Raw genomic sequence first — 26,315 nt, 5'->3', positions numbered from 1 at the left:
GGCCTGCCCCTGTTGCTTTCCCCGGTGCGATCAGTATGATGAAAAATACTTTTCTTCATACTAGACGGCGATGAACTCGCGATTTCCCCTCAGCCTGTCAATTCTCGTTTCACTCTGCCTTACCGTCCCTACGGCCTTCGCCCACGATCTGTGGATCGAAAAATCCGGCCAGCAATTCACTCTGTATCAAGGCCATCGCCACAGCGCCCATGCCGGCGCCGAAACGATGGACTATGGCAAGAATTTCGTCACCACCGCCACCTGTTTCGATGCCCAAGGGGGCAGGCGCCCACTCACCATCACGAGCCCCGCCCCCTGGAAGGCCAGCGGCGCGTGCGCGGCGCTCGTCATTACCGCCTCTTCCGGCTACTGGAGCAAGACGCCGTGGGAGACGAGGAACGTGCCGAAGACAGAAGCGCCCGGCGCGATCAAGAGCTGGCTGTCCGAGGAAGCCATCAAGCGGCTCGAGCGCTGGGCGCCGCCCTTTGCGAAGCCTTTGAGCGAAGCTCTGGAAATCGTGCCGCAGGCCGATCCATTCGCGCTCAAGCCCGGTGAAAAACTCGTCGTTCAGGTCTTGCTTTCCGGTAAGCCGCAGGCGAATGTGCCAGTGGCCTATCACGGCGAGACGCGCGGCACGACCGACCCGCAAGGCCAGATCGCGATCCGCCTGCGCCACGGCGGCCTGCAGCTCATCTCGGCCAGCCTCGAGCAGCCGCTTGCCGACGGCAAGGCCGATGTCGAAATCCTCGGTACGACCCTGCAATTCGAGCTGCCGCAATGAAACGTTTTCTTCTGTTGCTGCTTTGCCTGAGCCCGCCCGTGGCGGCGCACGAAGTGCATACGCAGATCGACGTCGCCGAAGCCGTGGTGATCAAGCTCACCTATGCCAACGGCGAGCCCTTCGCCTATGAGAAATACGCCCTCACCGCCGCAGGACGACAAACGCCGCAGCAGGTCGGCAACACCGACGCCGCCGGGCGCATCGTCTTCCTGCCGGGCCAGCAAGAGAAATGGCAACTTTCGGCCGTTTCCGCCGACGGCCACGGGGTGAGCCAGGAAATCACCGTGCCCACGCGCGGCGCGCCCAGTAAAGCCGCCGCCCCCATGCAACCACGCTGGCTCATCGCCTTCTCCGGCTTCACCCTGATCTTCGGCCTGTTTGGCCTGTGGCAACTTTTCCTGAGGAGGAAACGATGAAACGCCTCATGATCTCCTTCCTGCTTTGGCCCGCCGTAGCGCTTGCCCATCACGGCGTCGCCGGTGTCGGCGCTACCGCCCTCGAAGGGCCGGGTTCCCCGGTCGAGTCGGCAAGTTCCGCAGTGTTGCCCGCCGGCAAGACGCTCGCCTACGCCAAGCTCGATCATGCGAAGTTCAAGACCTATGATCCGGATCCCGCCAATCCGGAAAGCGATTATGCGAACTACTGGATGGTCGGGCTCGGCCACGGCTTCACCCCCTGGTTTTCGGCCTATCTGTTTGCGCCCTACCACGAAAAGATCGACGAGCCCGGCGGGCTCGATTCGAAAGGCTGGGCCGATGTCTCGGTCATGGGCCAGATCGGCTTCAAATACGACGGCGGCTTCAAACTCGTGCCGGCGCACGAAAGCCTCGACGACATGGAAGATTGGCATTTCACGGTGTTCTTCGGTAGCACCTTGCCGACCGGCAACGCCAACCATCGGCTCGCCGACGGAACGATCGATCCCGGTAAAGCACACGGTTTCGGCAAACCGGCGCTCAGCCTCGGCGTCACGGCGACCAAGCAGCTTGCGCGTGATCTCACCTTCAATCTCGAAGCCTCGGCGATCCGTTTCCGGGAATACCGTTACGACGACGGCCAGACGATGAAGTTCGGCACCGAGTATCGCCTCAACCTCGGCCTTGCCCAGCGCCTCCATACGATTCCGGACAGTCGCTTCCGCATCGATGGCGTGCTCGAAGCGCAATACCTGCAACTGGGCCGCGACATCGAAAATGGTGCGCCTGCCGAAGCCACCGGCGGCAGAATGCTCTATCTCATGCCAGGGCTGAGGCTCTACAAGGACGACATGAGCTTCGCCTTCGGCTTCAAGAAAGCGGTGTGGACCCGTCTCAACGAATCGGCCGACCAGCAAGGCGCCGAAGGCAAGGAAAAATATCGGCTGATCTTTTCCGCCTCCTACCTCTTCTGATCCCCGACCTCTGCCATGCACATCCCCGACGGCTTTCTCTCGCCACAGACCTATCTGCCTGCCACGCTGATGGCCGTCGGGGCGTGGGCCTGGGCGGCACGCGGATTGAAATCGCGGCTGGATGAAACGCTGCTGCCGCGGCTGGCGATGGTCACGGCGCTCGCCTATGGCCTGGGGCTGGTGATGCTACCGCTACCCGGCGGCACCTCGGCGCATCTGATCGGTGTCGCGATGCTCGCGCTGCTCTTCGGCTGGCGGCTCGCCTTCCTTGCCTATTCCGGCGTATTGCTCCTGCAGGCGCTGCTCTTCGGCGCCGGAGGTTTGACCGCGCTGCCGGTCAACGCCCTGGCGATGGGGTTCATCGGCAGTGGCGCGGCGCTGATCGTTTTCCGCCTGCTGCGGCGGGTCAATGAGGCTTTTGCCGTGCTGTTCGCCGCCTGGGCTTCCGTCTTGCTGCCGGGCATCGTCGTCGCCCTCGTGCTGGGACTGCAGCCCTTGATCGCCCATAAACCCGACGGCTCGCCGCTCTTCTTTCCCTTCGGCTGGTCGATCACCTTGCCGGCGATCCTGATCCCCCATGCCTTCATTGGCCTCGCCGAAGCAGCCCTCACCCTCTTCGTCTGGCGCTATGCGAAAGCGCGCAAATGGACATCATGACACCGCGCCAGAAACTCCTGCTCTACCTTGCCGTCCTGCCAGCGCCGACGCTCATCCATCAGCCGGCGCTTCTCGCCGCTGGGTTCGCCTTCGCTTTGCTGCTTGCCGGCAAAACGCGCTGGCGCATCCTGAGCCGCAGCCTCATCGCCATCCTCGCCTTCGATCTGTCGGTGAGCCTCGGCGTCGTCCTGGTCGGCCTGTGGCAGGGCCGGATCGATGTCGATTGGCTGCTGCTCGCCAACCTGCGCGTGTTGCTGATGGCCTATCTCGGATTCTGGTTCATCGCGCGGTGCGAACTCCTCGCGGCGCTCGAAGGTCTGCCCACCGCACGGCGGCTGGTCACTCTGACGATCGGCCAGATCCGCACTTTCGAGCGCGTGCTGGGTGATTTTCGCCTGGCTTTCGATAGTCGTAACATCGCGCGTCCCCGTCTCCTCGACCGCCGCCATCACGCCGGCGCTCAAGCCATTGCCTTGCTCGACAAGGCAATGGCGCAATCGACCGAGGTCGCGCAGGCTCTGCGCTCGCGCGGCGCCTTCGACTGATGCTGAAACTCAATGACATACGTTTCGGCTGGGAAGCCGACCAGCCAGTGATCGAGGCTCTCTCGCTCGAGGTGCGCACGGGCGACAAGCTCGTGCTGTTGGGCGCCAATGGCTGCGGCAAGTCCACGCTGCTCAAGCTGATGAATGGACTCATCGAACCGCAGTCGGGCACAATTCATTACGAGGGCACGCCACTCACCAAGTCGGCGCTGGGAGAACGGCACTTTGCGCGGCGCTTTCGCTCTGAGTGCGCGCTGCTCTTCCAGCATCCGGAGGCGATGCTGTTCAATCCGACGGTGCGCGAGGAAATCGCCTATGGGCCGCGGCAACTGGGACTTGCCGACGTCGAAGCGCGCGTCGCACACTGGGCCGCTGCATTGCGGCTCACAGAACTCTTGGACAAACCGCCGTTTCTGCTCTCCGGCGGTGAAAAGCAGAAAGTGGCGCTCGCCGCGATCCTGGTGCTGGAGCCGAAACTTTTGCTGCTCGACGAGCCGTCGGCGAGCCTGGATCCCGCCAGCGTCGGCTGGCTGATCGATCTCATCATCGAATCGAGCGTGACGGTAGTCGCAGCGACCCACAATCTGTCGCTCGCCGCCGAGCTCGGCAGCCGCTGTATCGTGCTGGGTCAGCGGGGTCGCATGCTCTTCGACGGCCCGGTCGAGGCGGCACTAGGCAATCTCGCGCTACTCGATGAAGCGCATCTGGCGCACCGCCATCGTCATCGGCACGGCGGCACGCAGCACTCCCATTTGCACGCCCACGATTGGGCAAGCAGCTGATCAATGCACGCTGCCGAACGAGGGATCGAGCGTTCCTTCCGGTAGCGGCAGGCCGGCCAATTTGCAGCCCTGAGCCAGCGGGCCGCCCGGGAAGAGCGCATACAGATGGCGACGGCCGCCGGCTGCGGCGAAATCCTTCTCGAGTGCTCGGGTCACGTCACGCGCATTCCATCCGGGCCCCTCGGCGCGATACAGCTCGCGCAGACGGACGATCACGTCCCAATGGGCATCGGTGAGCGTCAGCCCTTCCTCTTCGGCGCGCTGGTGGGCGAAACGCGGCGACCAGTGCGGCAGATCGGCAAGGAAACCTTCGACATCGTGATTGACGAGCGAGGGATTGGCGATGAATTTGTTGATGTCGTACATGATGACCTCCTTTTTGGCTTGGAACGGGTCGGCTTACCCGACTTTTTTACTATGTTTTTAGTCAAGCACAGGAACCCAGGAAGTCAAGGGAAAGTTTCAGCGCGGGCCGCGCCGATACATCCTGCCCGCCTCGCGGATGTCGTGGCGTAATGCGCGGCGTTCTTCAGGGCTCATCTCGCGCCAAGCTTCGCGGTGCTCGCGATGACGCTCGTCACGCCACTGCTGCCAACGCTGCGCCTGCTCCGCTGAGGGTTCGCGCAGCATCCTGGGCGGCGCCTCATCGAGCCAGGGCGCACGCGGCGGTGCAGGCGGCACGCCTTGCGCCAGCGCACTTGCCGCCCAACCCAGCAAAATAGCCGCGAGCTTTTTCATGGCTATCATCCTAAAAACCTCAGTTGACCGCTCCTGTAGGCAAAAAATGCCTTTGAAAATCATAGATTGCTACACCCCCCGCTCACCGAGTCGGTGACCCCGCTACGCACCCGCTGGCACGCGCCGGCGCGCGCCTGGCTTTGTTGCTCCTCCTTGCAGGCATGAGCCTGCTGCGTCGTCGCGCCGCGCCATGCACCCGCCGCCACGCACCATCGGGCGCGTCCAACCGAGGTTTTTAGGATCATTGTAGGACGCTGCACTGCCCAGGCGAGCCTGCCTTTGTAACAATCCGTTGCCGTGGCAGCCCAGGCAACATCCGGAAAAGATTTCAGGCGGTATCCTTGCGCCTCATGAACACCGAGACCCGCAAACCGAAAATCCTCGTCGTCGATGACGATGTGCGGCTACGCAGCCAGCTCGAGCGCTATCTCGGCGATCAGGGTTTCACCGTCAAGGCAGTGGGTGATGCGCCGCAGATGGATCGCCAGCTCGAGCGCGAGCTCTATGATCTCATCGTCCTCGACCTGATGCTGCCCGGCGAGGATGGTCTGTCGATTTGCCGCCGGCTGCGTGCGAAGCGCGACGCTTACCATGACATCGCGATCCTGATGCTCACCGCCAAGGGTGACGACATCGATCGCATCATCGGCCTGGAGCTCGGCGCCGACGATTATCTGGGGAAGCCATTCAACCCGCGCGAGCTGGTCGCGCGCATCCATGCCATCCTGCGCCGACGCACCAGCGGGATACCGGCGGGCGCGCCCGCGCCCACGCCTGAAATCGTCCGCTTCGGCAAGGTCGAGGTGAATCTCGCCACCCGTGAGTTGAGGCGCAACGGCAGCACGACGATGCTCACCACCGGCGAATTCAGCCTGCTTTCCGTGCTGCTCAAGCATCCGCGCCAGCCGCTCTCGCGCGACAAGTTGATGGAGCTCGCCCGCGGCCGTGAGCATGGCGTGTTCGACCGCGCGATCGACGTGCAGATCTCGCGCTTGCGCAAGCTCGTCGAGGAAGATCCCTCCAAGCCACGCCACATCCAGACGGTCTGGGGCTTCGGCTATGTCTTCGTCCCCGACGCGCCTGCTGCCGCATAGCCTGCTCTGGCGCGCTTTCCTGCTGATCGCGACGCTGATGCTCGCGGCGGTCGGCGCTTGGCTGGCGATCTTCCGTCAGGCCGAAATCGAGCCGCGCGCCCACGCGCTGGCCCAGACGATCGTCAGCATCAGCAATCTGACGCGCACCGCATTGCTCGCTGCGCGGCCGGAGCGACGCATCGATGTGCTCGCCGATCTCTCCGACGTCGAGGGCGTGCATGTCTATCCAGCCGAGGCCGACGACCGGATCGTCCCACCGCCAGCCACAGCGCTGATGCGTCATCTGGAAAGCGATCTGCGCGAGCGGCTCGGCACCGAAACAAGGCTTGCCTTCGAGCTCAACGATGAGCCGGGGCTGTTCGTCAGCTTCCGCCTCTTTCCCGGCGAAGATGGCGTGTTTTGGCTCGCCCTGCCGCGCGAACGCCTCGAAGGCCGCTTTCCGCTGCAATGGCTCGGTTGGGGCGCGCTGGTACTGCTCCTCGCACTCGCCGGCGCCTGGCTGATCGTGCTGCGCATCTCGCGCCCGCTCAAAGCGCTTGAAGCCGCGGCAGGCAAGCTCGGCCAGGGCGAAACACCCTCACCTTTGCCCGAAAAAGGGCCAGACGAGATCGTCGCCGTCACCCACGCCTTCAACCAGATGAGCGAGAGCCTGAAACGTCTCGAAGAAGATCGCCGGCTGCTGCTCGCCGGCATTTCGCACGACCTGCGCACGCCGCTCGCGCGCCTGCGCATGGAGATCGAGATTTCGGTCAGCGATCCGCAGGCGCGCGCCGACATGGCCGCCGACATCGACGAAATGGATCGCACCATCGGCCAGTTCCTCGACTTCGCGCGCCATAAGGCGCAGCGGAGCGTCGCGCTGGAGCCGACCAATCTCGCTCCGTGGCTTGGAGAGATCGCCGCGCGCTATGGCGACAAGGTGAAGTGCCGTCCCGCCAGCGCCGAGTTTCTGCACCCGATCCAGCGTGAGCCTCTTAGGCGGGCGGTCGTCAATCTGATCGAAAATGCGCTGCGTCACGGCGGCGGCACCGCAGCGGTGGAATTGACGCTCGAGCGGGAAGACGGCCGGCTCGTCATCGCGGTGCTCGACCGCGGACCCGGCATCGCCCCAGAGGACGCCGAGCGCCTGAAGCAGCCCTTCACGCGCGGCGAGGCGGCACGCACCGGCGCCGCCGGCGCGGGACTGGGACTGGCGATCGTCGAGCGCATCGCCCGCGCCCACGGCGGGCGTCTGGAACTCCTGCCCCGCGAAGGCGGGGGCCTGGCTGCCCGGATCGTGCTGCCCGTCAATTGAGCTTCTTTCCCTCGCCGATGCGTTCGAGGAAGGCGCGCGCGGCCTCGTGTCCATGCGCGGCGGCCATGCGCAGCCACTTCATTGCCAGCTTTGGATTCTTCGTGCCGCCGACGCCGCGATACCAGGCACAGCCGAGCTCATACTGCGCGTTCGGATCGCCGAGCAATGCCGCGCGGCGCAAATACTTCAGAGCACGCTTCGCATCGCGGCGCACCCCCTGGCCGTGAAGCAGCATGAAACCGAGGCTGTAGAGCGCATAGGCATCCTCGTGCTGCTCGACCGCCTGCGCGAACCAGCGATAGGCCTCGCGGTAATTCTGCGCCACCCCCTCGCCGTGGTAATAAAGATCCGCAAGCGCCAGCTTGGCGTCGAACAGGATCGCGGCACGGCGATACCAGGTCACCGCCTGCACGACATCGGCAGGGCCGCCCAGACCATGCCGCAGGCATTCGGCCAGCATCCAGGCGGCGCGCCGGTGGCCAAGCTCACCCGCCTTGCGATAGCACTCGCGCGCACGCGCGGCATCGACGATCGTGCCGCGGCCGTGGAAATGACGCTCGCCCTCGTTGAACCAATAACGTTCCAGCTCGTCCAGCGCCGGCTGCCAGCCCTGCTCGGCCGCTTCGCGCAACAGGGTCTCGCCGCGCTCGATGTCGGCCTGGCCACCGATCCCATACAGCAGACAACGTCCCAGCTCGGCCTTGCCATGCGCAAGCCCTGCCGTGGCGGCCTCATGGTAATGGCGACGCGCCGCGACCGGATCGGCCGCCACGCCCTCGCCATGCTCGTGACATTCCCCGAGCCAGACGTGGGCGCTCGCCTCGCCACCGGCCGCAGCCCGCCGATACCAGGCGAGCGCCAGCGCCTTGTCTTCCTCGACGCCTTCGCCCCAACGGTAGCAATGGCCCAGCTTGAGCTGCGCGCGCGCATGATTGCGGCTCGCCGCCTCGCGCCACCAATGCACGGCTTGCGTCAAATCGCGCTCGACCAGCCCATAGCCGGTCGCATGGGCTTCGGCGAGCTCGAACTGCGCTTCGCGGCTGCCCAGCGCGGCCGCCCGACGATACCAGGCCACGCCGGCAGCCGGGTCGGCGGGCAGGCCGAAGCCAAAGGTGGCGCATTGGCCGAGCAGGGTCATCGCTTCGACCACCCCGTGCCGTGCCGCGGCACGCAGCCAGCGCACCGCTTCGGCATGATCGACTGCCACCCCTTCCCCCGCATAAAGACAAAGGCCCAGGCTGAACATCGCCGTCGGCACCCCCGCCTGGGCGGCTTCGCGCCACAGTCGCACGGCTTCGGCGCGGTCTGGGGCGATGCCGCGACCGAAAAAGCAGCAGCGTGCAAGCAGATCGGACGCTTCGGCATGGCCTTGCCCACTGGCTCGGCGCAACCACGCCACGGCCGCGGCGAAATCGACGGGAAGGCAATCGCCCGAATAGGACAATCTGCCCATCCAATACTGCGCCTCGCGATTGCCGCGCTCGGCCGTTTCACGCAGCAAGGACAGCCCGCGCTCGCTGTCCGCAGCCACGCCATGCCCGCGCAGCAGGCAGAGCGCGAACCAGGTCGCGCCGCGGCCATCCTGCTGCTGCGCGGCCCGCTCGAAGAGCGCCGCCGCTTCACGGAAATCGCGCGGCAGCCCGATGCCCTGATAGAGCAGCCAACCGAGAACCGCGTAGCCGGCCGGGCATTGGCGCTGCGCGCTGCGTGTCGCCCAGCGCACCGCATCCTGCGCCGATGGTGGCGTTTCCTTGCCGAGCGCGCAACGCCAGGCCAGCTCCGCTTGGGCGTGAGGATTGCCGCCCTGCGCCATGCGTTGCAATTCCGACGCCTCGACACTCTGCCAGAAAGTATCGGCATGCCCGATGAGATCGAGCCCTTCGGCGATGCCGCGCTCGATCAGGCTGCCATCGAGGGCTTCGCGAAACAAGCCGAGCAGCGCAGGGGTTTCCAGCGGGACGAGGTTCATCGGCAGGAAAAAATCAGAAAGGCTCGCCGAACGAAGTCAGCGGCCGGAAACGGCGGCTGTTCGAATTATCCCCAAAATTTGTGGATAACTTTGTGAATCGTTTGCGCATCATGCTCCTAAGTAGCCTACGGAAAAGGACTTTTGTTACTTCGTCGCAAAACTGACCAAAATATTTATCGTTATTAATCAATGACTTATATGGATACCCCGGGTTTTGGGCGGCACTTGGGTCACCTGTCGGGAAATGTTTCGGAGACGAAACGCGATTGTGGATGAGGTAGCATTCGCAAAGCGCCTGCATCTGCCATTTTGACCCCATTTTCGCGCCAATTGAACGCAGAAATCCTCACCGTCAGTGAGCTCAATCGCGCCGCCCGTCAGCTGATCGAACGGCATTTCCCGCTGTTGTGGGTCAGCGGCGAGATTTCCAACCTGACGTCCGCCGCCTCCGGGCACCTGTATTTCTCCCTGAAGGACGATCGAGCGCAGGTGCGCTGCGTGATGTTCCGCTCGCGTGCCCAATCGTTGCCCTGGCGTCTCGAAAACGGCCAGCAGGTCGAAGCCCAGGCACTCGTCACACTCTACGAGGCACGTGGCGAATTCCAGCTCAACGTCGAAGCTCTGCGCCGCGCCGGCCTTGGCCGCCTCTACGAACGCTTCCTGCAGCTGCGCGACAAGCTCGGCCGCGAAGGACTGCTCGATGCTTCACGGAAAAAACCCGTGCCAGCGTATCCGCGCCGGGTCGGCATCGTCACCTCCCCCCAGGCCGCGGCACTGTCCGATGTGCTCGCCGCCTTCGCGCGGCGGGCAAGACATGTCGAGCTGATCGTCTATCCGACCCTGGTCCAAGGCGCCGAGGCACCGGCCGCGATCGTCGCCGCGCTTTCCACCGCGTATGCCCGCGCCGAATGCGATCTGCTGCTGCTCGTGCGCGGCGGCGGCAGTCTCGAAGACCTCTGGGCCTTCAACGACGAAACGGTGGCGCGGCAGATCGCCGCCGCGCCGATGCCCATCATCGCCGGCATCGGCCACGAGACCGATACGACGATCGCCGACCTCGTCGCCGACCAGCGGGCCGCAACCCCCACCGCCGCGGCCGAGCTGGCAAGCGCCGGCTGGCATGCAGCGGCCAGGGAGCTCGCCACGCTCGTCACCACCTTGCAGCGAACATTGCGCACGGCGCTGGAGGGCCGCATGCAGGCAGTCGATCGGCTGGCCCTGCGCCTCATTCATCCGGCCCAGCGGCTCGCCGCCGGACGCCAACGGCTGGAATCGCTCGGCCACCGCCTGCACGCGGCGATCGAACGACGCTTGGCACAGCAATCCCGTCTCGGCTCGCTGGAACACCGCATCCGCCAAGCCATCAACGAGAGGCTCTCCCGCTGCCAAAAAAGCCTCTCCCGCTGCCAGGGCGCGCTGTCGGGGCTATCGCCGCTTTCCACGCTCGCGCGCGGCTACAGCATCGTGCGTCAGGTCGATGGCGCCATCGTGCGGGATGCCAGCCATCTCGCACCTGGTGAACGTATCGAGTTACAGTTCGCCCGCGGCTCGGCCAGTGGCCGCATCGAGACGATCACGCCGGCCGGCGACTTGTAAAATCATGTGCGAGCACCACATGGCTCATGAGACTTCAACCCCAATGAACAGGAGAACGACATGGAACACACCCTCCCCCCCCTGCCCTATCCGAAAAACGCCCTGACGCCGTATATGTCCGAGGAAACCTTCGACTACCACTACGGCAAGCACCATCAGGCTTACGTCACCAATCTGAACAACCTGATCAAGGGCACCGAATACGAAAACCTCGACCTCGAATCGATCGTCAAGAAAGCGCCTGCCGGCGGCATCTACAACAATGCCGCCCAGGTCTGGAACCACAGCTTCTTCTGGAACTGCATGAAGCCGAACGGCGGCGGCGCCCCGAGCGGTGCGCTGCTCGAGGCGATCAACAAGAAGTGGGGTTCGGTCGACGAGTTCAAGAAGGCCTTCCAGGCGTCCGCGGTCGGCAATTTCGGCTCGGGCTGGACCTGGCTGGTGAAAAAGGCCGATGGCTCGGTCGATATCGTGAACATGGGCGCCGCGGGTACCCCGCTGACCACGGGCGACAAGCCGCTGCTGTGCATCGACGTCTGGGAACACGCCTACTACATCGATTACCGTAATCTGCGCCCGAAGTTCGTCGAGACCTTCCTCAACCATCTGGTGAACTGGGAATTCGCCGAAAAGAACTTCGCGTAATCCCACGCAGCTTCGAGAAAACGGGCGCCGCGGCGCCCGTTTCGTTTTGTGGGCTTCCCCCGAACAGCCGGGGTTGAGCGAGCAGACGCTGCGCAACCGGGTCAAGACATTCGATGCCGGGAAGCTCAATGGGCCTCAGACCAAGGTGGCGACGCCGGAGCAGATCGGCGCAGCGCAGGCGCCTGACGGATGCGCGGATGCTGGCGCTGATCCGCGCCATCCATGCCGAACTCAAGGGCGCCGATTGGCAAACGAAAACCCGAGGGAACCTCACTGTTACAAATTATTCGTTGCATTTCCTTGCGAAAGCGCGCATAGTCCGATCCAGCGATTTTCAAGTAGTGTCGTTGTTGTCTGGTCTTGTACTCGCGAACCGGTTCCCGGTCGCCGTCCTTCCCCTGCACCACCCGCTGTCTTGAGTTTCGCCCCAGTACGGGGGCAACCCCAATTTTTGTTTTTTCAGGATATTCAAGACATGGCAACAGGTACAGTGAAGTGGTTCAACGATTCCAAGGGCTTCGGTTTCATCACCCCGGAGGCCGGCGGCGATGATCTTTTCGCCCATTTTTCCGCAATCCAGACGAGCGGCTTCAAGACGCTGCGCGAAGGTCAGCGCGTCAATTTCGACGTCACCCGCGGCCCCAAGGGTCAGCAGGCGTCGAACATTCGGCCGATCGACTAAGGTCTTGCCCAGCCAGTCTCAGCGGCTGGCCGGCGATCTTACCGAGCCCGGGCCCTCCCGGGCTTTTTTCTCGCCATGAAAGAACCCTGATGGCCAAAGAAGAACTCATCGAAATGAACGGCGTGGTGATGGAAGTGCTGCCCGATTCGCGTTATCGCGTCACCCTCGACAACGGCCATGATCTGGTGGCCTACAGCGCCGGGAAGATGCGCAAGCACCACATCCGCATCCTGGCCGGCGACAAGGTCTCGCTGGAGCTGTCGCCTTATGACCTGAGCAAGGGACGCATCATCTTCCGTCACCTCGAAGCACGCGCAACACCTGCCGCGCCACGCCGCCGGAAGTATTGACGGCAGCGCGGCTTGACACACGTGCCTGTCTAGCCGCCGATGCCGAGCCAGAAGCCGCTCTTGCGGTCGAGGAAATCCGCGTAGCTCAGATAGTGCGAGCCATCACAGGAGAATGTCAGGCTCACCATGCCGTTGAAGATGTTGATCGACGCCGAGCGTAGATAAATGGTGCGATCGGCCAGGCGCAGCTCACGCATGCCGGCGAGAATCGGCCGGATCGCCTCGCGTGGCATCGATGCGTCGGCCGGCCAGTGCTGGCGCGGGTAGAGCAGACAGACATCCGGATCACCGAGCGCCTCGTCGTCGATGAGACGATAACGGTAAGGATCATCGAGAAACCAGGCGGTGACCCGGCTACTGGAAAAATGGATCACCGCCTGAAACAGGCCCCGGTCGGTGATCAGCTCTTCGAGGATCGTCAGCGCCTGATCGATATGACGATCCATCGGGCTGTCGATACGCTCCTGGAGGAACACGGTGCCGCGGATCGACGGATCCCCCTTGATCTGACGCCAGGCCCGCGATTCTTCGTGCAGTGTCGTGGCCGTCGGCAAATGGCGCAGATCGAAATCCGCGCCCAGATAGCCCAGCAGCTGATCTCCCTTGCACACGACATGCAGCGCCGTGATCGATGGCCGGCCCGACTGGCTCACGTAGGCATCGGAGAGCAAAAAGCCCCACGGCGGCATCGGCTCACGCATATAAGAGCGGTGCGAGCGGTCGCGGCCGAAATGGACCGTCGAGAAACGATCGGCGCCGACGTTGTCGCAGATCTGGATCCCCTGCGGGTCGAGGCAATACAGATACTTGACGTGTGGCACTTCGCCGAAATGCTCGCGCAGCAAGGCATCGAGCTTTTCACGCTCGCCCCACACCGGCGGGCACAGCGAAGCCAGCCGCGCCATCGGCGCATGCAGCTGTGCGGCGAGCGCGGCGCGCTGTCGTTCGATCGAGGCTTTCCAGTTTTCCGTCACGCTTACCCTACGCTGCCGATCACGGTCAACGCCCCAACACCTTGTCGAGCGCAGCGGCGAAAGTGGTTACCGTGCGGTCGACGGCATATAGTTTGTCGAGGCCGAACAGGCCGATGCGAAAGCTGCGGAAATCCGCCGGCTCATCGCATTGCAACGGCACGCCCGCGGCGATTTGCAGCCCCTGGGCGGCGAACTTCTTGCCCGACTGGAGCTCGGCATCGTCGGTATAGCAGACGATGACGCCGGGCGCTTCGAAACCCGGCGCGGCGACACTTTTGATGCCTGCATCGGCGAGCACCTTGCGCACCCTGGCGCCCAATTCGATTTGCGCGGCACGCAATTTCTCGAAGCCGTACTCCTCGGCCTCGCGCATCACGTTGCACAAGGTGACGAGCGCATCGGTCGGTGGCGTCGCGTGATAGGCGTGGCCGCCCTTCTCATAGGCCTGCATGATCTGCAGCCACTTCTTGAGATCCAGCGCGAAGCTGGTGCTGGTCGTCGTCTCGAGACGTTCCAGCGCCGTCGTGCCCAGGCAGACCAATCCCGCGCCCGGCGGCCCGCTCCAGCCCTTCTGTGGCGCGGTGACGAGGATGTCGATCCCCAGCTCCGCCATGTCCACCCACAGAGCACCCGAGGCGACGCAGTCGAGCACGAACAAGCCCCCCTGCGCATGCACTGCATCGGCAACAGCGCGCAGATAATCATCCGGCAGCAGCAGGCCGGAAGATGTTTCGACATGCGGTGCGAAGACGAGCTCGGGGCGCTCCGCCTCGATCGTGGCCACGACCTCTTCGATCGGCGCAGGCACGAAAGGGGAATGCGATTCTGCGGCAATGCGCCGCGCCTTCAGGACCGTCGTGGAGGCAGGGATCGCGCCCATCTCGAAGATCTGGCTCCAGCGATAGCTGAACCAGCCATTGCGGATCACCAGGCATTTCTTACCGGTGGCGAACTGACGGGCGATCGCCTCCATGCCGAAGGTGCCGCTGCCCGGCACGACGATCGCGGCCTCGGCACGATAGACGGCCTTGAGTACGCGCGCGATCTCGCGCATCGCGCTCTGGAACTTCGCCGACATGTGATTGAGCGCGCGGTCGGTATAGACGACCGAGTATTCGAGCAGACCCTCCGGATCGACGTTGGGCAACAAGCCGGGCATGCGCAACTCCTTGTGTGCTTTGATGGGCCTTCAGATTAACAAATTCGGCGCTGGCAGAACGGCATCAATGCGCCGGCGGGACTTGGCCGATGCCGCTGATGGCATCCCCAGCCCGAATGCCGCGCTGGGCAAACCACCCCGCATTCATTTCCAGCGCATAGCGCGCCGGCCGCGCCGCGCAGTGATTGTCGAGGGTCTGCGGCTGCATCTCCTCGATGTTGATGATCCGGCCCGTGGCATCGAGAAAAGCGACCGAGAGTGGTAGATAGGTGTTCTTCATCCACATGCAATGGCGCGCCTCCTGGTCGAAGACGAACAGCATGCCGCGCGCAGGAGGCAGCGTCGTGCGCTGCATCAGGCCGCGGATGCGCGCAGCTGGGCTGGCCGCCACTTCGGCCTCGATACGGTGGATGCCGGCGTTGAGTTCGATCACCGGCAACGACTGCGCAAGAGCGGCGCGGGCGAGTAGGAGGGCAGCCAGCATGACAGGGGCTTTCATGCGTTGATCTTCCTTTCGGCGAAACGGTGGCAGAAGCGCAGGGCCTCTGGATAAGGGAAGAAGTCGCGGATCTTTCCGCTGCGGATGTCCTCCTGCGCGCGCAGCCAGAAGCCGACGTCGAGCAGATCGGCATGGTGCTTCAGGAACGCGGCGCGTATGCGTGGTTCGCCGAGCAAGAAGGTGGCGAATTCCTCCGGGAAGACGTCGTTCTTGCCCACCGCGTACCAGGGCTCGCCGGACAATTCCGCTTCTTCGTTGGGTGGTGGCGGAATACGCCGGAAATGACAGTCGGTCATGAATTCGATCTCGTCGTAATCGTAGAACACCACGCGACCGTAACGCGTCATGCCGAAATTCTTCCACAGTAGATCGCCCGGAAAGATGTTGGCGATCGCCAGCTCACGGATCGCATTGCCGTATTCGATCACCGCCTGCTCGACGAGATCGTCGCGACCCGTTGCGAGCGCCCGTTCCAGATAGAGATTGAGCGGTTGCATGCGCCGTTCGATGTAGAGATGTTTGATGATCAGGTCGCCTGCTTCCTCCTCGAGCTGCGAAGGAATCTCGCGGTAGAGCTCATCGATCAGTTCGGGCGCGAGCCGCGCTTTCGGCAAGGCGACCAAGGAAAATTCGAGCGTATCGGCCAGGCGACCGACACGATCGATCTGCTTGACGAGCTGGTATTTGCTTCTCACCGTGGCGTGATCGACTTCCTTGCTGCTGCCGAAGCGATCCTTGATCACCTTGAAGACATAAGGATAAGACGGCAGCGTGAACACCAGCATCACCTGACCGCGAATGCCGGGCGCGATGACGAACTGGTCATCCGAATGATGGAGATGGGAAAACAGGCCACGGTAGAAAGAAGTCTTGCCCTGCTTGCCCAAACCGAGCATCGAATAGATCTCGGCGCGCGGCTTGTTCGGCATCAGGCTGCGCAGAAACTGCACGGTGTTCGCCGGCACCGGCATGTCCACCATGAAATAGGCGCGCGACAGCGAGAACAGCACGCCGATGTCCGCGGCATCGAGCAGGATCGTATCGAGATAGAGCCTGCCGGAAGCATCATGGAGCACCGGGATCGCGAACGGATACTCGTTCGCACCGTTGATCACCTTGCCGATCACATAAGCGGCCTTGTTGCGATAAAAGGCCGAGGACAGCACCTGGATCTGGAAGTTGTCCTCGCGCGGCGGTAGCTCCGGATAGCGTTCGCGCACCGCAAGTAGCAGCCAAGCGACATCGCGGTCGAGATCGGCAAACGGGCGCCGCCAGCCGAAATCGAGAAAGATGCGGCCAAGTGCTGCGCGCCAGTCGGCTTCGCGCAGGTAGTAAAAGCGATAGGCGGGCGGATCGGACTCGATGTACTCCGTCGAGATCGCCGGCCGCACGAAGATGAATTCGTTGTGGAAATAGGTGCGGTGCAGGATCTTGCAGAACACCGAGTTGAAAAAGGTTTCCGCCAGCTCCGGCTGGGCGTGTTCGGTCAACATGCCGATGTAGTAGAGCTTGGCTTGGCGCCAAATGTCGGTATCCAGGGCATCCGAGCCGAATGCGCGGTGCACTTGTGCGACGGTTTCGGCGACCCGGTCGTCGTAGAACTGGATGCGCTCGCGAACGGCCCGCTGCACGGCGGACCAGTCACCGGCCTCGAAGTACTCTTTGGCCGCTGCCGAAATCTCACGAAACAAGCGGTAATGCTTGTCGAAGCCGGCCAGCAAAGTCTGCGCGATCGCCAGCGCCCGTCGTTCAAGTGAGGACGTGCCGGACGCCAGGCTCGAGGGAATGCCCATGTTCGGAAGACCTTGATGCAAAAGCGAGCGATTCTAGACCTTGCCTGCCACCATTGCCCATTCGCTGGCGAGCCGGCGATCAATCATGGATAATGAAACGATTGCAACCGTCAGTGGAGCCATCATGAGTCAATCCCATATCCAGATCCCTGCCGAGGGGCAGAGAATCGTCGTCGGACAACCCATTCCCGACAATCCCATCATCCCGTTCATCGAAGGCGATGGCATCGGCGTCGATATCACGCCGGTGATGAAGGCCGTCGTCGATGCCGCCGTCGCCAAGGCCTATGGCGGCAAGCGCAAGATCGTTTGGCTGGAAGTCTATGCGGGAGAAAAGGCAACCAGGCTGTATGGCCCAGATCAGTGGCTGCCCCAGGAGACTTTCGATGCCCTGAAGACCTATGCGGTCTCGATCAAGGGGCCGATGACCACGCCGGTCGGCGGCGGTATCCGCTCGCTGAACGTCGCGCTGCGCCAGGAACTCGATCTGTACCAATGTGTCCGCCCGGTGCGCTATTTCAAGGGGGTACCCTCGCCGCTCAAGGATCCGTCGCAGACCGACATGGTGATTTTCCGCGAGAACACCGAAGACATCTATGCTGGCATCGAATGGCCGGCTCAGTCGGAAGGCGCACAAAAGGTGATCCGCTTCCTGCAAGACGAAATGGGCGTCAAGAAGATTCGCTTTCCTGCCACCTCCGGCATCGGCATCAAGCCAGTCTCTCGCGAGGGCACCGAGCGCCTGGTGCGCGCCGCGATCAAATATGCGATCGCCAATGATCGGCAGAGCGTCACCCTCGTCCACAAGGGCAACATCATGAAATACACCGAGGGCGCCTTCCGCGACTGGGGTTATGCGCTGGCGCGCAACGAATTCGGCGCCCAACCGATCGACGGCGGCCCGTGGTGCAGCTTCAAGAATCCAGAAACCAGCCGCGAGATCGTCATCAAGGACGTGATCGCCGACGCCTTCCTGCAACAGATCCTGTTACGTCCCGCCGAATACGATGTTATCGCCACGCTGAATCTCAATGGCGACTACATCTCCGATGCGCTGGCTGCACAAGTCGGCGGCATCGGCATTGCGCCGGGCGCCAACATCTCCGACCAATATGCGGTGTTCGAGGCCACCCACGGCACGGCGCCCAAGTATGCCGGCCAGGACAAGGTCAATCCCGGCTCGCTGATCCTTTCGGCCGAAATGATGTTGCGCCACCTCGGCTGGAAGGAAGCCGCCGACCTGATCATCCAGGCGATGGAAGCCACCATCAGCGACAAGATCGTCACCTACGACTTTGCCCGTCTGATGGAAGGCGCGAAGGAAGTGAAGTGCTCGGAATTCGGCCGGGCGATGATCGAGCGGATGTGACGATGCAACGAAAAACCCGGCAATGCCGGGTTTTTCGTCGTCAGCGCCCTCGAAAATCGGCGCTGGCGGGACGGCACAGCTACCGTCTAAATCAGGTCTTCTGGATATTCGAAGCCTGCTTGCCCTTGGGGCCTTGGACGACGTCGAAACTGACCTTCTCGCCCTCTTTCAGGGTCTTGAAACCCTGCATGTTGATCGCGGAGAAGTGCGCGAACAGATCTTCGCTGCCATCGTCCGGGGTGATGAAGCCAAAACCCTTGGAGTCGTTGAACCACTTGACGGTACCCGTTGCCATAAAACCTCTTTCCTAAAACGACGTTACATATATCCGGCCATGCAGCGCATCACCGGCGACATGTTTGTGTAACAAGTTTCTCGACGGCAGGAAGGAGTCAGGCCGGTGGATCAGAGGCAAACGCACGGAGAAGCACGGTGACTCGGTATTGCTGGGATGAAGCTTGCACCAAACACGGCAGCCTTTTACTGAAGTTCACCATTCCCGTCAAGCAGTTTCGATGCTGCATGACAACATCGCCAGAACCTCGATGAGTTCAGCCAACAGAGGCACAGACCGGGTTTTCCCCCGCTGATTCCCCAATGGCCAGCGGGTTGTTGCCGCGACGATTCGCATTACAATCATTTCATGGTCACCCGCAAGAAGATTCAACCGAATGGCAACGTCGTCCTCGAACCGGAGCAGCAGAAAGTCAACCCGCCGCCTCTATATAAGGTGGTGCTGCTCAACGACGACTACACGCCGATGGATTTCGTCGTCGTCGTGCTCGAGAAGTTTTTTCGCATGAGCCGCGAAAAGGCCACGCGCGTGATGCTGACGGTCCATCACCGCGGCCGCGCCGTCTGCGGCGTGTATCCGCGCGACGTCGCCAGCACCAAGGTCGAGCAGGTGACTGCCTTCGCCCGGCAACACCAGCATCCGCTGGCCTGCGTGATGGAAGAGAACTGAAAGGAAAGCAATGATCGCCCAGGAACTCGAAGTCAGTCTGCACATGGCCTTCGTCGAAGCCCGCCAGAAGCGTCACGAATTCATCACCGTCGAGCACCTGCTGCTGGCCCTACTCGACAATCCTTCCGCCGCCGACGTGCTGCGCGCCTGTGCGGCCGACATCGAGGCTCTGCGCCGTGAAATCACCCGCTTCATCGACCAGCACACGCCGACCGTTCCCGGCGACGGCGAGATCGACACGCAGCCGACGCTCGGTTTCCAGCGCGTGATCCAGCGCGCCATCCTGCATGTGCAATCTTCCGGCAAAAAGGAAGTGAATGGCGCCAACGTGCTGGTGGCGATTTTCGCCGAGAAGGATTCGCATGCGGTCTATTTCCTGCAGAAGCAGAACATCACGCGACTGGATGTGGTGAATTACATTTCCCATGGCATCACCAAGGTGCCGGCCCACAACGGCAAGAATGAGGAAAACCGCGAACAGGAAACCGATGCTCAGCAAGCCGGCGGCGCGCTGGAAAGCTTCACGCAGAACCTCAACCAGCTGGCACTCACCGGCAAGATCGATCCGCTGATCGGCCGCGAGAAGGAGCTGGAGCGCGTGATCCAGACGTTGTGTCGGCGGCGCAAGAACAATCCGCTGCTGGTCGGCGAGGCCGGCGTCGGCAAGACCGCGATCGCCGAGGGTCTGGCGCGGCGCATCGTCGAAGGCCGCGTCCCCGACATTCTCGCCAATGCCACCGTCTATGCGCTCGACATGGGCGCGCTGTTGGCCGGCACCAAATACCGCGGCGACTTCGAGCAGCGCCTCAAGGCCGTGCTCAAGCAGCTCGCCGACGATCCGAACGCGATCCTGTTCATCGACGAGATCCACACCCTGATCGGCGCCGGGGCGGCTTCCGGCGGCACGCTCGATGCATCGAACCTGCTCAAGCCGGCGCTCTCCTCCGGGGCCATCAAGTGCATCGGCGCGACCACCTACAATGAGTTCCGCGGCGTGTTCGAAAAAGACCACGCACTGTCGCGGCGCTTCCAGAAGATCGATGTCAGTGAGCCCTCGGTCGAGGAGACCGTCTCGATCCTGCGCGGCCTGAAATCGCGCTTCGAGGAGCACCACGGTATCAAGTATTCCGCCGCGGCGATCAGCAATGCCGCCGAGCTCGCAGCGAAGTACATCACCGACCGTCATCTGCCGGACAAGGCGATCGACGTGATCGACGAAGCCGGCGCCGCGCAGCGCATCCTGCCGAAATCGAAGCAGAAAAAACTGATCGGCAAGCAGGAGATCGAGGAAGTCGTCGCCAAGATCGCGCGCATCCCGCCGCAACACGTCTCCGCGGATGACCGCACCGCACTCAAAAATCTCGACCGCGACCTGAAGAGCGTCGTCTTCGGCCAAGACGCCGCAATCGATGCCATAACGAAAGCGATCAGGATGTCACGCTCCGGACTCGGCAACCCGCAAAAGCCGATTGGCTGTTTCCTGTTCTCGGGGCCCACCGGCGTCGGCAAGACCGAGGTCGCACGCCAGCTCGCCTATTGCATGGGCATCGAACTGATCCGCTTCGACATGTCCGAATACATGGAGCGTCATGCGGTCAGCCGCCTGATCGGCGCGCCACCCGGCTATGTCGGTTTCGACCAGGGCGGGTTGCTCACCGAGGCGATCTCGAAGAAGCCGCATGCGGTGTTGCTGCTCGACGAAATCGAAAAGGCGCATCCGGACATCTTCAACATCCTGTTGCAGGTGATGGACCATGGGACGCTGACCGACAATAACGGTCGGAAGGCGGATTTCCGCAACGTCGTGATCATCATGACCACCAATGCCGGCGCCGAGGCGCTGCAGAAGACGACGATCGGCTTCACCCCCAGCAAGCAGCCCGGCGACGAGATGGCGGACATCAAGCGTATGTTCTCGCCGGAATTCCGCAACCGCCTCGATGCCATCGTCTCGTTCAAGCCGCTCGATTCGGCGATCATCCTGCGTGTCGTCGACAAGTTCCTGATGCAGCTCGAAGTCCAGCTGCATGAAAAGAAGGTCGAGGCGGTATTTACCGATCAGCTGCGCGCCTGGCTCGCCGAGAAGGGCTTCGATCCGCTGATGGGCGCCCGCCCGATGGCGCGGCTGATCCAGGACACGATCCGTGCCGTGCTGGCCGACGAGCTGCTGTTTGGCCGTCTCGTCAATGGCGGTAGGGTGACCATCGATCTCGACGAGAACGACCAGGTGCGCCTGGTGTTCGAGGACACACCGAGCCAAAACACCCCTTCGCCTTCCTCCTCGACGGCTTGATGCAATACGCGACCAGCGATCTGTGCGATGCACACGAAGGCAAAGTGCGCGTTGCCGCGCCGATCTTTCGCTCCTTTGGCGGGCGCAAGGCTTTCCACGGCCAGATCGCCACGCTGAAACTCTTCGAGGACAACGGCCTGGTGCGTCAGGCCCTCGAAACCCCGGGCGCGGAGCGCGTCCTGGTGATCGACGGTGGCGGCAGTCTGCGCTGCGCGCTCCTGGGCGACCAGCTCGCCGCGCTTGCCGTCAAGAACGGCTGGGCCGGCGTCGTCGTCTGGGGTTGCATCCGTGATTCCGCCGCCATTGCCGCGATGGATCTCGGCGTGCTCGCGCTGGCCACCCATCCGCAAAAGACGGTGAAAAAGAACCTCGGCGAGGCAGGGGTGCCCGTCTGTTTCGCCGGCATTGAATTTCGTCCCGGCGACTGGCTCTATGCCGACGCCGACGGCTTGATCGTTGCGGCCGAACGCCTCCACTGACCCCCATCCATAAGAAGGCGATAAGCCTGCCCATGACCAGCATCAAAAATTTCTAACATATGTCTTATATAAGATACTTGTTGCTTTGCAATATTACCATTATAGTTGTCCAACAGGCCGTTGAAAAACGTCACGAGGATGGCCAGATGTAAGGCGCACGGAGCGCAGCGACCGAGACATATCAATAAGATAGGCGAGGGAGCGAGCACCGCGCAACGCCGCAGATGGCCACCGCAGTAGTTTTTCAACAGCCTGCTAAGCGTAACGCTTTCCCCGAACCCTAGCGAGAGAGGACTCAAACATGATCGATCGACAGACCCAAATCGCCATCTTGGAAAAAGACTGGGCCGAAAATCCGCGCTGGAAGAACGTCAGGCGCACTTATTCTGCCGCCGACGTCGTGCGTCTGCGCGGCTCGGTGCAGATCGAATACACGCTCGCCAAGCGCGGCGCCGAAAAGCTCTGGCGCCTGATCAATGGCGAGGCGAAGAAAGGCTATGTGAACGCCTTCGGCGCGATCACCGCCGGCCAGGCGATGCAGCAGGCCAAGGCTGGCCTCGAAGCGGTGTATCTGTCCGGCTGGCAGGTCGCCGCCGACGGCAATACCTCGGAGACGATGTATCCGGACCAGTCGCTCTACGCCTATGACTCGGTGCCGACCATGGTGCGCCGTATCAACAACACCTTCAAGCGCGCCGACGAGATCCAGTGGAGCCGCGGCATCGGCCCCGGCGACAAGGACTATATCGACTACTTCCTGCCGATCGTGGCCGATGCCGAGGCCGGCTTCGGCGGCGTGTTGAACGCCTTCGAGCTGATGAAAAACATGATCGCCGCCGGTGCTGCCGGCGTGCACTTCGAGGATCAGCTCGCCGCGGTCAAGAAGTGCGGCCACATGGGCGGCAAGGTGCTGGTGCCGACTCAGGAAGCGATCGAGAAGTTGATCGCCGCGCGTTTCGCCGCCGACGTGATGAATGTTCCCACCATCGTGCTCGCCCGCACCGACGCCGAAGCGGCGAATCTGCTGACTTCGGATCACGACGAGCGCGACCGGCCGTTCCTGACCGGGGAACGCACCCAGGAAGGTTTTTTCCGCGTCAAGAATGGCCTCGAGCAAGCCATTTCCCGCGGTGTTTCCTATGCGCCCTATGCCGATCTGGTCTGGTGCGAGACCGGCACGCCCGACCTCGGTTTCGCGCGCGAGTTCGCGCAGGCGGTGCTCGAGGAATGCCCGGGCAAACTGCTGGCCTACAACTGCTCGCCGTCATTCAACTGGAAAAAGAATCTCGACGAAAAAACCATCGCCAGGTTCCAGGACGAGCTCTCGGCGCTGGGCTACAAATACCAATTCATCACGCTCGCAGGTATCCACATCAACTGGTTCAACACTTTCAAGTTCGCCTATCACTACGCCCGCGGCGAGGGCATGAAGCATTATGTCGAGATGGTGCAGGAACCCGAGTTTGCCGCGCGCGAATTGGGCTACACCTTCGTCGCCCACCAGCAGGAAGTCGGTGCCGGCTATTTCGACGACGTCACCACGGTGATCCAGGGTGGCTCATCGAGCGTCAAGGCGCTCACCGGCTCGACGGAGGAGGAGCAGTTTCACTGATCCCTCGAAACAGAGGGAGTGGAGCGAAGAGGCCTCGCGGGGAAACCCGCGGGGCTTTTTTGCATCCATCGAAATTCGGCGCTGGCGGAAATTTCGACGTCCCGCCGGGCGCCGAGTCATTTCGAATACTCGGCGTTGGCGGGACGGCAGCTACTCGCTCTTATCCCAGTAATCGGGCCGGCTGTAATGTTCTTTCAGCAGTTCGATGAACAGTCGCACACGCAAGGGCAAATGGCGGCGCTGCGGAAAAACCGCATGGATGCCCACCGGCGGCGCGGCGAATTCGTCGAGCACCGATACGAGACGCCCCCAGCGCAGATCCTCGCCCACTTCCCAGAGCGAGCGCCAGGCGAGCCCCATGCCGGCCAACGCCCAGTCATGCAGCACCGCTCCATCGTTACAGGCGAAACGACCGCCTGGCTTGAAGAGCACCGGCTTGCCATCGACGAAGAAATCCCAACCCGATTGAGCGACCAGACTGAGACAATCGTGGCGCGATAAATCGTCCAGACTGCGCGGCACGCCACGTGCGCGGAAATAGGCCGGGCTGCCGACCACGACGCGTCTCATCTCGCCGAGCCGCACGGCGACGAGGCTCGAATCGACGAGTCCGCCAAGCCGTACCGCGCAGTCGACGCCTTCATTGACCAGATCGACCGTGCGGTCCGACAAATCGAGACTGGCGCTCACCTCTGGGTGAGCCCGCAGGAAGCCCATCAACAGCGGGGCGACATGCTTTCGGCCAAACCCCGCCGGCGCGGTGACGCGAAGAAAGCCACTGGCACGCGCGCTTCCCTCGGTGACGGCCGCTTCGGCATCTTCGAGGTCACGCAGGATACGCTGGCAATCTTCGAGATAGGCGTTGCCTTCGAAGGTCAGCGTGATCTTCCGGGTCGTGCGTACCAGCAACTTGACGCCGAGCCGTTCCTCGAGTGCATCCAGCCGTCGGCTGATCACGGCAGGCGCCACGCCCTCGGCTGCTGCAGCCGCCGTCAGGCTGCCGCGTTGACTGACGGCGACGAAGGTTTCCATCAACTTAAGCCTGTCCATCTGCCCTCTCCTTTGTTTATTTTGCAACAATCAATTGCCGATCAACCAATTTTTTTGCCCGCCGATAATCTGTAGACTGCGATCGTCACGTCTTTTATTTCTGCGATGATGGCATCGATCGACAATCCGGAAATCTTTCTGCGCGACCTGTTCGACGCGGCACTCGCTGCAGTCGATCCGGCCATTTGCGTGCCTGGTCGTCTACCTACCCCACCGCGGGGACGCACCGTCGTGATCGGCGCCGGCAAGGCCGCAGCGGCGATGGCGGCGGCGGTCGAGGCGCATTGGCCAAGCGACGCGCCGCTTTCCGGCCTGGTCGTGACGCGCTACGGCCACGGCGTTCCGACGCGACGCGTCGAAGTGGTCGAAGCCGCCCACCCGTTGCCAGACGCCGCCGGCGAGCAGGCGGCGCGCCTGATATTCGAACGCGTCAGAGGGCTGACGGCCGACGATCTGGTGCTGTGCTTGATCTCGGGCGGCGGCTCGGCGCTGCTGGCCCTGCCCGCCCCGGGCCTGCGGCTGGCCGACAAGCAGGCGGTGAGCAAAGCCTTGTTGAAAAGCGGTGCGAACATCCACGAGATGAATTGCGTCAGAAAGCACCTGTCGGCGATCAAAGGCGGGCGACTGGCACTCGCCTGCGCGCCTGCACGGGTGGTGACCTTGGGCATCTCGGACATCCCAGGCGACGACCCGTCCGCGCTCGCCTCGGGGCCGACGGTGGCCGATCCGACCACGTGCAGCGACGCGCTCGGCATTCTCGCCAAATACCGGATCGAGGTGCCGCCGCACGTTCGCGCCTGGCTCGGAAGCGCAGAATGCGAGACGCCGAAACCAGGCGATCCGCGATTAGCGCACTGCGAAACCCGCATCATCGCCACTGCGCAGCAGGCGTTGCAGGCCGCGGCTACCTTTGCCCGCTGTCAAGGCGTCACACCGCTGGTGCTGGGCGACACGATCGAAGGCGAGGCGCGCGACGTGGCCTATGTCCATGCCGCGATCGCCCGCCAGATCCATCGTTACGACGAACCCATTGCCAAGCCCTGTGTGATCCTTTCCGGCGGCGAGACGACCGTCACCGTGCGCGGCAATGGCCGCGGCGGCCGCAACGCCGAATTCCTGCTCGCGCTCGCCCATGTACTCGACGTCCCGGCCTGGGCACTCGCCTGCGATACCGATGGCATCGACGGCACCGAAGACAACGCCGGCGCCTGGTTCGGGCCCGATGTGCATGAACGCGCCGCGGCGTGCCGTCTCGCCAGCGCCGACTTTCTGGCGAACAACGACGGCTATGGCTTTTTCGCCGCCCTTGGCCAGCTGATCGTTACCGGGCCGACACGCACCAACGTCAACGATTTTCGTGCGATTTACCTTCCCCGTACTTAGCAGGCCGTTGAAAAACGTCACGAGGATGGCCAGATGCAAGGCGTTTGGTGCGCAGCGACCGAAGTCTATCAATAAGATAGGCGAGGGAGCGACAACGAAGTTGCGGCGAAGGCTCACTTTGGCTTTGCCGAGGTTAAGCGAAGCGGCCGAAGCCAACACCGCGCAACGCGGAAGAACGCCCACCGCAGTAGTTTTTCAACAGCCTGTTAGATGGGCG

Annotated in this window: 28 protein-coding genes; 19 read left to right on the top strand and 9 right to left on the bottom strand. The window is 62.8% G+C overall.

Annotated elements, in window-relative coordinates:
• Positions 1 to 70 precede the first annotated feature (70 nt).
• From EL335_RS04365 to EL335_RS04345, 6 genes are read left to right on the top strand one after another with little or no spacing between them, the layout of a single operon-like run.
• Positions 71 to 781 (top strand): DUF4198 domain-containing protein, encoded by a 711-nt coding sequence (locus tag EL335_RS04365; RefSeq protein WP_126444453.1) that lies wholly within the window; start codon positions 71 to 73, stop codon positions 779 to 781.
• Entirely contained in the window at positions 778 to 1,197 is a 420-nt protein-coding gene (locus tag EL335_RS14290; protein WP_172600028.1) for an ABC transporter permease, read from the top strand. Before EL335_RS04365 ends, EL335_RS14290 begins: the two co-directional genes overlap by 4 nt.
• Entirely contained in the window at positions 1,194 to 2,171 is a 978-nt protein-coding gene (locus tag EL335_RS04360) for a transporter (RefSeq protein WP_126444451.1), read from the top strand. Before EL335_RS14290 ends, EL335_RS04360 begins: the two co-directional genes overlap by 4 nt.
• Before the next feature lie 15 nt (positions 2,172 to 2,186).
• Positions 2,187 to 2,828 carry an energy-coupling factor ABC transporter permease gene (locus EL335_RS04355; RefSeq protein WP_126444449.1) on the top strand — a complete coding sequence of 214 codons (642 nt, stop codon included), beginning with the start codon at positions 2,187 to 2,189 and terminating at the stop codon, positions 2,826 to 2,828.
• A complete protein-coding gene (locus EL335_RS04350) occupies positions 2,816 to 3,373 on the top strand; it encodes an ABC transporter permease (RefSeq protein WP_284155445.1) in 558 nt (185 codons plus the stop codon). The genes EL335_RS04355 and EL335_RS04350 overlap by 13 nt, the downstream gene beginning before the upstream one ends.
• Positions 3,373 to 4,155 carry an energy-coupling factor ABC transporter ATP-binding protein gene (locus EL335_RS04345; RefSeq protein WP_126444447.1) on the top strand — a complete coding sequence of 261 codons (783 nt, stop codon included), beginning with the start codon at positions 3,373 to 3,375 and terminating at the stop codon, positions 4,153 to 4,155. The genes EL335_RS04350 and EL335_RS04345 overlap by 1 nt, the downstream gene beginning before the upstream one ends.
• On the opposite strand, the gene EL335_RS04340 is transcribed toward EL335_RS04345, so the two are convergent.
• Complete coding sequence (locus EL335_RS04340; RefSeq protein ID WP_126444445.1) at positions 4,156 to 4,521, bottom strand: TusE/DsrC/DsvC family sulfur relay protein; 366 nt, start codon at positions 4,519 to 4,521, stop codon at positions 4,156 to 4,158.
• Between the two features lie 96 nt (positions 4,522 to 4,617).
• A complete protein-coding gene (locus tag EL335_RS04335) occupies positions 4,618 to 4,893 on the bottom strand; it encodes a hypothetical protein (RefSeq protein WP_126444443.1) in 276 nt (91 codons plus the stop codon).
• Positions 4,894 to 5,243: 350 nt separating this feature from the next.
• Here EL335_RS04335 and ompR point away from each other — a divergent pair, with 350 nt between their 5' ends.
• Positions 5,244 to 5,987, top strand: a complete 744-nt coding sequence (gene ompR, locus EL335_RS04330; protein ID WP_126444441.1) for an osmolarity response regulator transcription factor OmpR — start codon at positions 5,244 to 5,246, stop codon at positions 5,985 to 5,987.
• On the top strand, positions 5,953 to 7,281 hold the full coding sequence (locus EL335_RS04325) for an ATP-binding protein (protein ID WP_126444439.1): 1,329 nt from the start codon (positions 5,953 to 5,955) through the stop codon (positions 7,279 to 7,281). The genes ompR and EL335_RS04325 overlap by 35 nt, the downstream gene beginning before the upstream one ends.
• Here EL335_RS04325 and EL335_RS04320 read toward each other — a convergent pair.
• Positions 7,274 to 9,250 (bottom strand): SEL1-like repeat protein, encoded by a 1,977-nt coding sequence (locus tag EL335_RS04320; RefSeq protein ID WP_126444437.1) that lies wholly within the window; start codon positions 9,248 to 9,250, stop codon positions 7,274 to 7,276. The two genes, EL335_RS04325 and EL335_RS04320, sit on opposite strands and share 8 nt — an antisense overlap.
• Positions 9,251 to 9,580: 330 nt before the next feature.
• On the opposite strand from EL335_RS04320, the gene xseA reads away from it, so the two are divergent.
• The 5 genes from xseA (at position 9,581) to infA (ending at position 12,523) form a co-directional block, all read left to right on the top strand.
• Entirely contained in the window at positions 9,581 to 10,846 is a 1,266-nt protein-coding gene (xseA, locus tag EL335_RS04315; RefSeq protein ID WP_284155444.1) for an exodeoxyribonuclease VII large subunit, read from the top strand.
• A gap of 60 nt (positions 10,847 to 10,906) precedes the next feature.
• Positions 10,907 to 11,491 (top strand): superoxide dismutase, encoded by a 585-nt coding sequence (locus EL335_RS04310; RefSeq protein WP_126444433.1) that lies wholly within the window; start codon positions 10,907 to 10,909, stop codon positions 11,489 to 11,491.
• Between the two features lie 197 nt (positions 11,492 to 11,688).
• Positions 11,689 to 11,910 carry a hypothetical protein gene (locus EL335_RS04305; protein WP_126444431.1) on the top strand — a complete coding sequence of 74 codons (222 nt, stop codon included), beginning with the start codon at positions 11,689 to 11,691 and terminating at the stop codon, positions 11,908 to 11,910.
• A 56-nt stretch (positions 11,911 to 11,966) separates the two neighbouring features.
• Positions 11,967 to 12,173 (top strand): cold-shock protein, encoded by a 207-nt coding sequence (locus EL335_RS04300; RefSeq protein WP_126444429.1) that lies wholly within the window; start codon positions 11,967 to 11,969, stop codon positions 12,171 to 12,173.
• Positions 12,174 to 12,262: 89 nt separating this feature from the next.
• Positions 12,263 to 12,523, top strand: a complete 261-nt coding sequence (gene infA, locus EL335_RS04295) for a translation initiation factor IF-1 (protein ID WP_126444427.1) — start codon at positions 12,263 to 12,265, stop codon at positions 12,521 to 12,523.
• Positions 12,524 to 12,552: 29 nt separating this feature from the next.
• On the opposite strand, the gene EL335_RS04290 is transcribed toward infA, so the two are convergent.
• From EL335_RS04290 to aceK, 4 genes are all read right to left on the bottom strand, one after another.
• Complete coding sequence (locus EL335_RS04290) at positions 12,553 to 13,497, bottom strand: PDC sensor domain-containing protein (RefSeq protein ID WP_126444425.1); 945 nt, start codon at positions 13,495 to 13,497, stop codon at positions 12,553 to 12,555.
• A 25-nt stretch (positions 13,498 to 13,522) separates the two neighbouring features.
• On the bottom strand, positions 13,523 to 14,656 hold the full coding sequence (locus tag EL335_RS04285; protein ID WP_126444423.1) for an aminotransferase class V-fold PLP-dependent enzyme: 1,134 nt from the start codon (positions 14,654 to 14,656) through the stop codon (positions 13,523 to 13,525).
• Positions 14,657 to 14,720: 64 nt separating this feature from the next.
• On the bottom strand, positions 14,721 to 15,155 hold the full coding sequence (locus EL335_RS04280; protein WP_126444421.1) for a DUF192 domain-containing protein: 435 nt from the start codon (positions 15,153 to 15,155) through the stop codon (positions 14,721 to 14,723).
• A complete protein-coding gene (gene aceK, locus EL335_RS04275) occupies positions 15,152 to 16,948 on the bottom strand; it encodes a bifunctional isocitrate dehydrogenase kinase/phosphatase (RefSeq protein WP_126444419.1) in 1,797 nt (598 codons plus the stop codon). Before aceK ends, EL335_RS04280 begins: the two co-directional genes overlap by 4 nt.
• A 124-nt stretch (positions 16,949 to 17,072) precedes the next feature.
• Between aceK and icd the strand changes: the two genes are divergently transcribed.
• Positions 17,073 to 18,317, top strand: a complete 1,245-nt coding sequence (icd, locus tag EL335_RS04270; protein WP_126444417.1) for an NADP-dependent isocitrate dehydrogenase — start codon at positions 17,073 to 17,075, stop codon at positions 18,315 to 18,317.
• A 91-nt stretch (positions 18,318 to 18,408) separates the two neighbouring features.
• On the opposite strand, the gene EL335_RS04265 is transcribed toward icd, so the two are convergent.
• Complete coding sequence (locus EL335_RS04265) at positions 18,409 to 18,612, bottom strand: cold-shock protein (protein WP_126444415.1); 204 nt, start codon at positions 18,610 to 18,612, stop codon at positions 18,409 to 18,411.
• 348 nt (positions 18,613 to 18,960) lie between these two features.
• On the opposite strand from EL335_RS04265, the gene clpS reads away from it, so the two are divergent.
• From clpS to aceA, 4 genes are all read left to right on the top strand, one after another.
• Complete coding sequence (clpS, locus tag EL335_RS04260; RefSeq protein ID WP_126444412.1) at positions 18,961 to 19,281, top strand: ATP-dependent Clp protease adapter ClpS; 321 nt, start codon at positions 18,961 to 18,963, stop codon at positions 19,279 to 19,281.
• A 10-nt stretch (positions 19,282 to 19,291) separates the two neighbouring features.
• A complete protein-coding gene (gene clpA, locus EL335_RS04255; RefSeq protein ID WP_126444410.1) occupies positions 19,292 to 21,574 on the top strand; it encodes an ATP-dependent Clp protease ATP-binding subunit ClpA in 2,283 nt (760 codons plus the stop codon).
• Positions 21,574 to 22,053, top strand: coding sequence for a ribonuclease E activity regulator RraA (gene rraA / locus EL335_RS04250; protein ID WP_126444408.1), 480 nt, complete (start codon positions 21,574 to 21,576; stop codon positions 22,051 to 22,053). Before clpA ends, rraA begins: the two co-directional genes overlap by 1 nt.
• Positions 22,054 to 22,354: 301 nt before the next feature.
• Positions 22,355 to 23,665 (top strand): isocitrate lyase, encoded by a 1,311-nt coding sequence (gene aceA, locus EL335_RS04245; protein ID WP_126444406.1) that lies wholly within the window; start codon positions 22,355 to 22,357, stop codon positions 23,663 to 23,665.
• 150 nt (positions 23,666 to 23,815) lie between these two features.
• On the opposite strand, the gene EL335_RS04240 is transcribed toward aceA, so the two are convergent.
• Entirely contained in the window at positions 23,816 to 24,715 is a 900-nt protein-coding gene (locus tag EL335_RS04240) for a LysR family transcriptional regulator (RefSeq protein WP_126444404.1), read from the bottom strand.
• 108 nt (positions 24,716 to 24,823) lie between these two features.
• Here EL335_RS04240 and EL335_RS04235 point away from each other — a divergent pair, with 108 nt between their 5' ends.
• Entirely contained in the window at positions 24,824 to 26,098 is a 1,275-nt protein-coding gene (locus tag EL335_RS04235; protein ID WP_431306262.1) for a glycerate kinase type-2 family protein, read from the top strand.
• The last annotated feature ends 217 nt before the right edge of the window (positions 26,099 to 26,315 follow it).

It is taken from the genome of Sulfuricystis multivorans (genome assembly GCF_003966565.1).
Lineage (GTDB): Bacteria > Pseudomonadota > Gammaproteobacteria > Burkholderiales > Rhodocyclaceae > Sulfuricystis > Sulfuricystis multivorans.
Note: the sequence above shows the minus strand (reverse complement) of the source record. Positions and strands in the feature narration are given on the sequence as shown.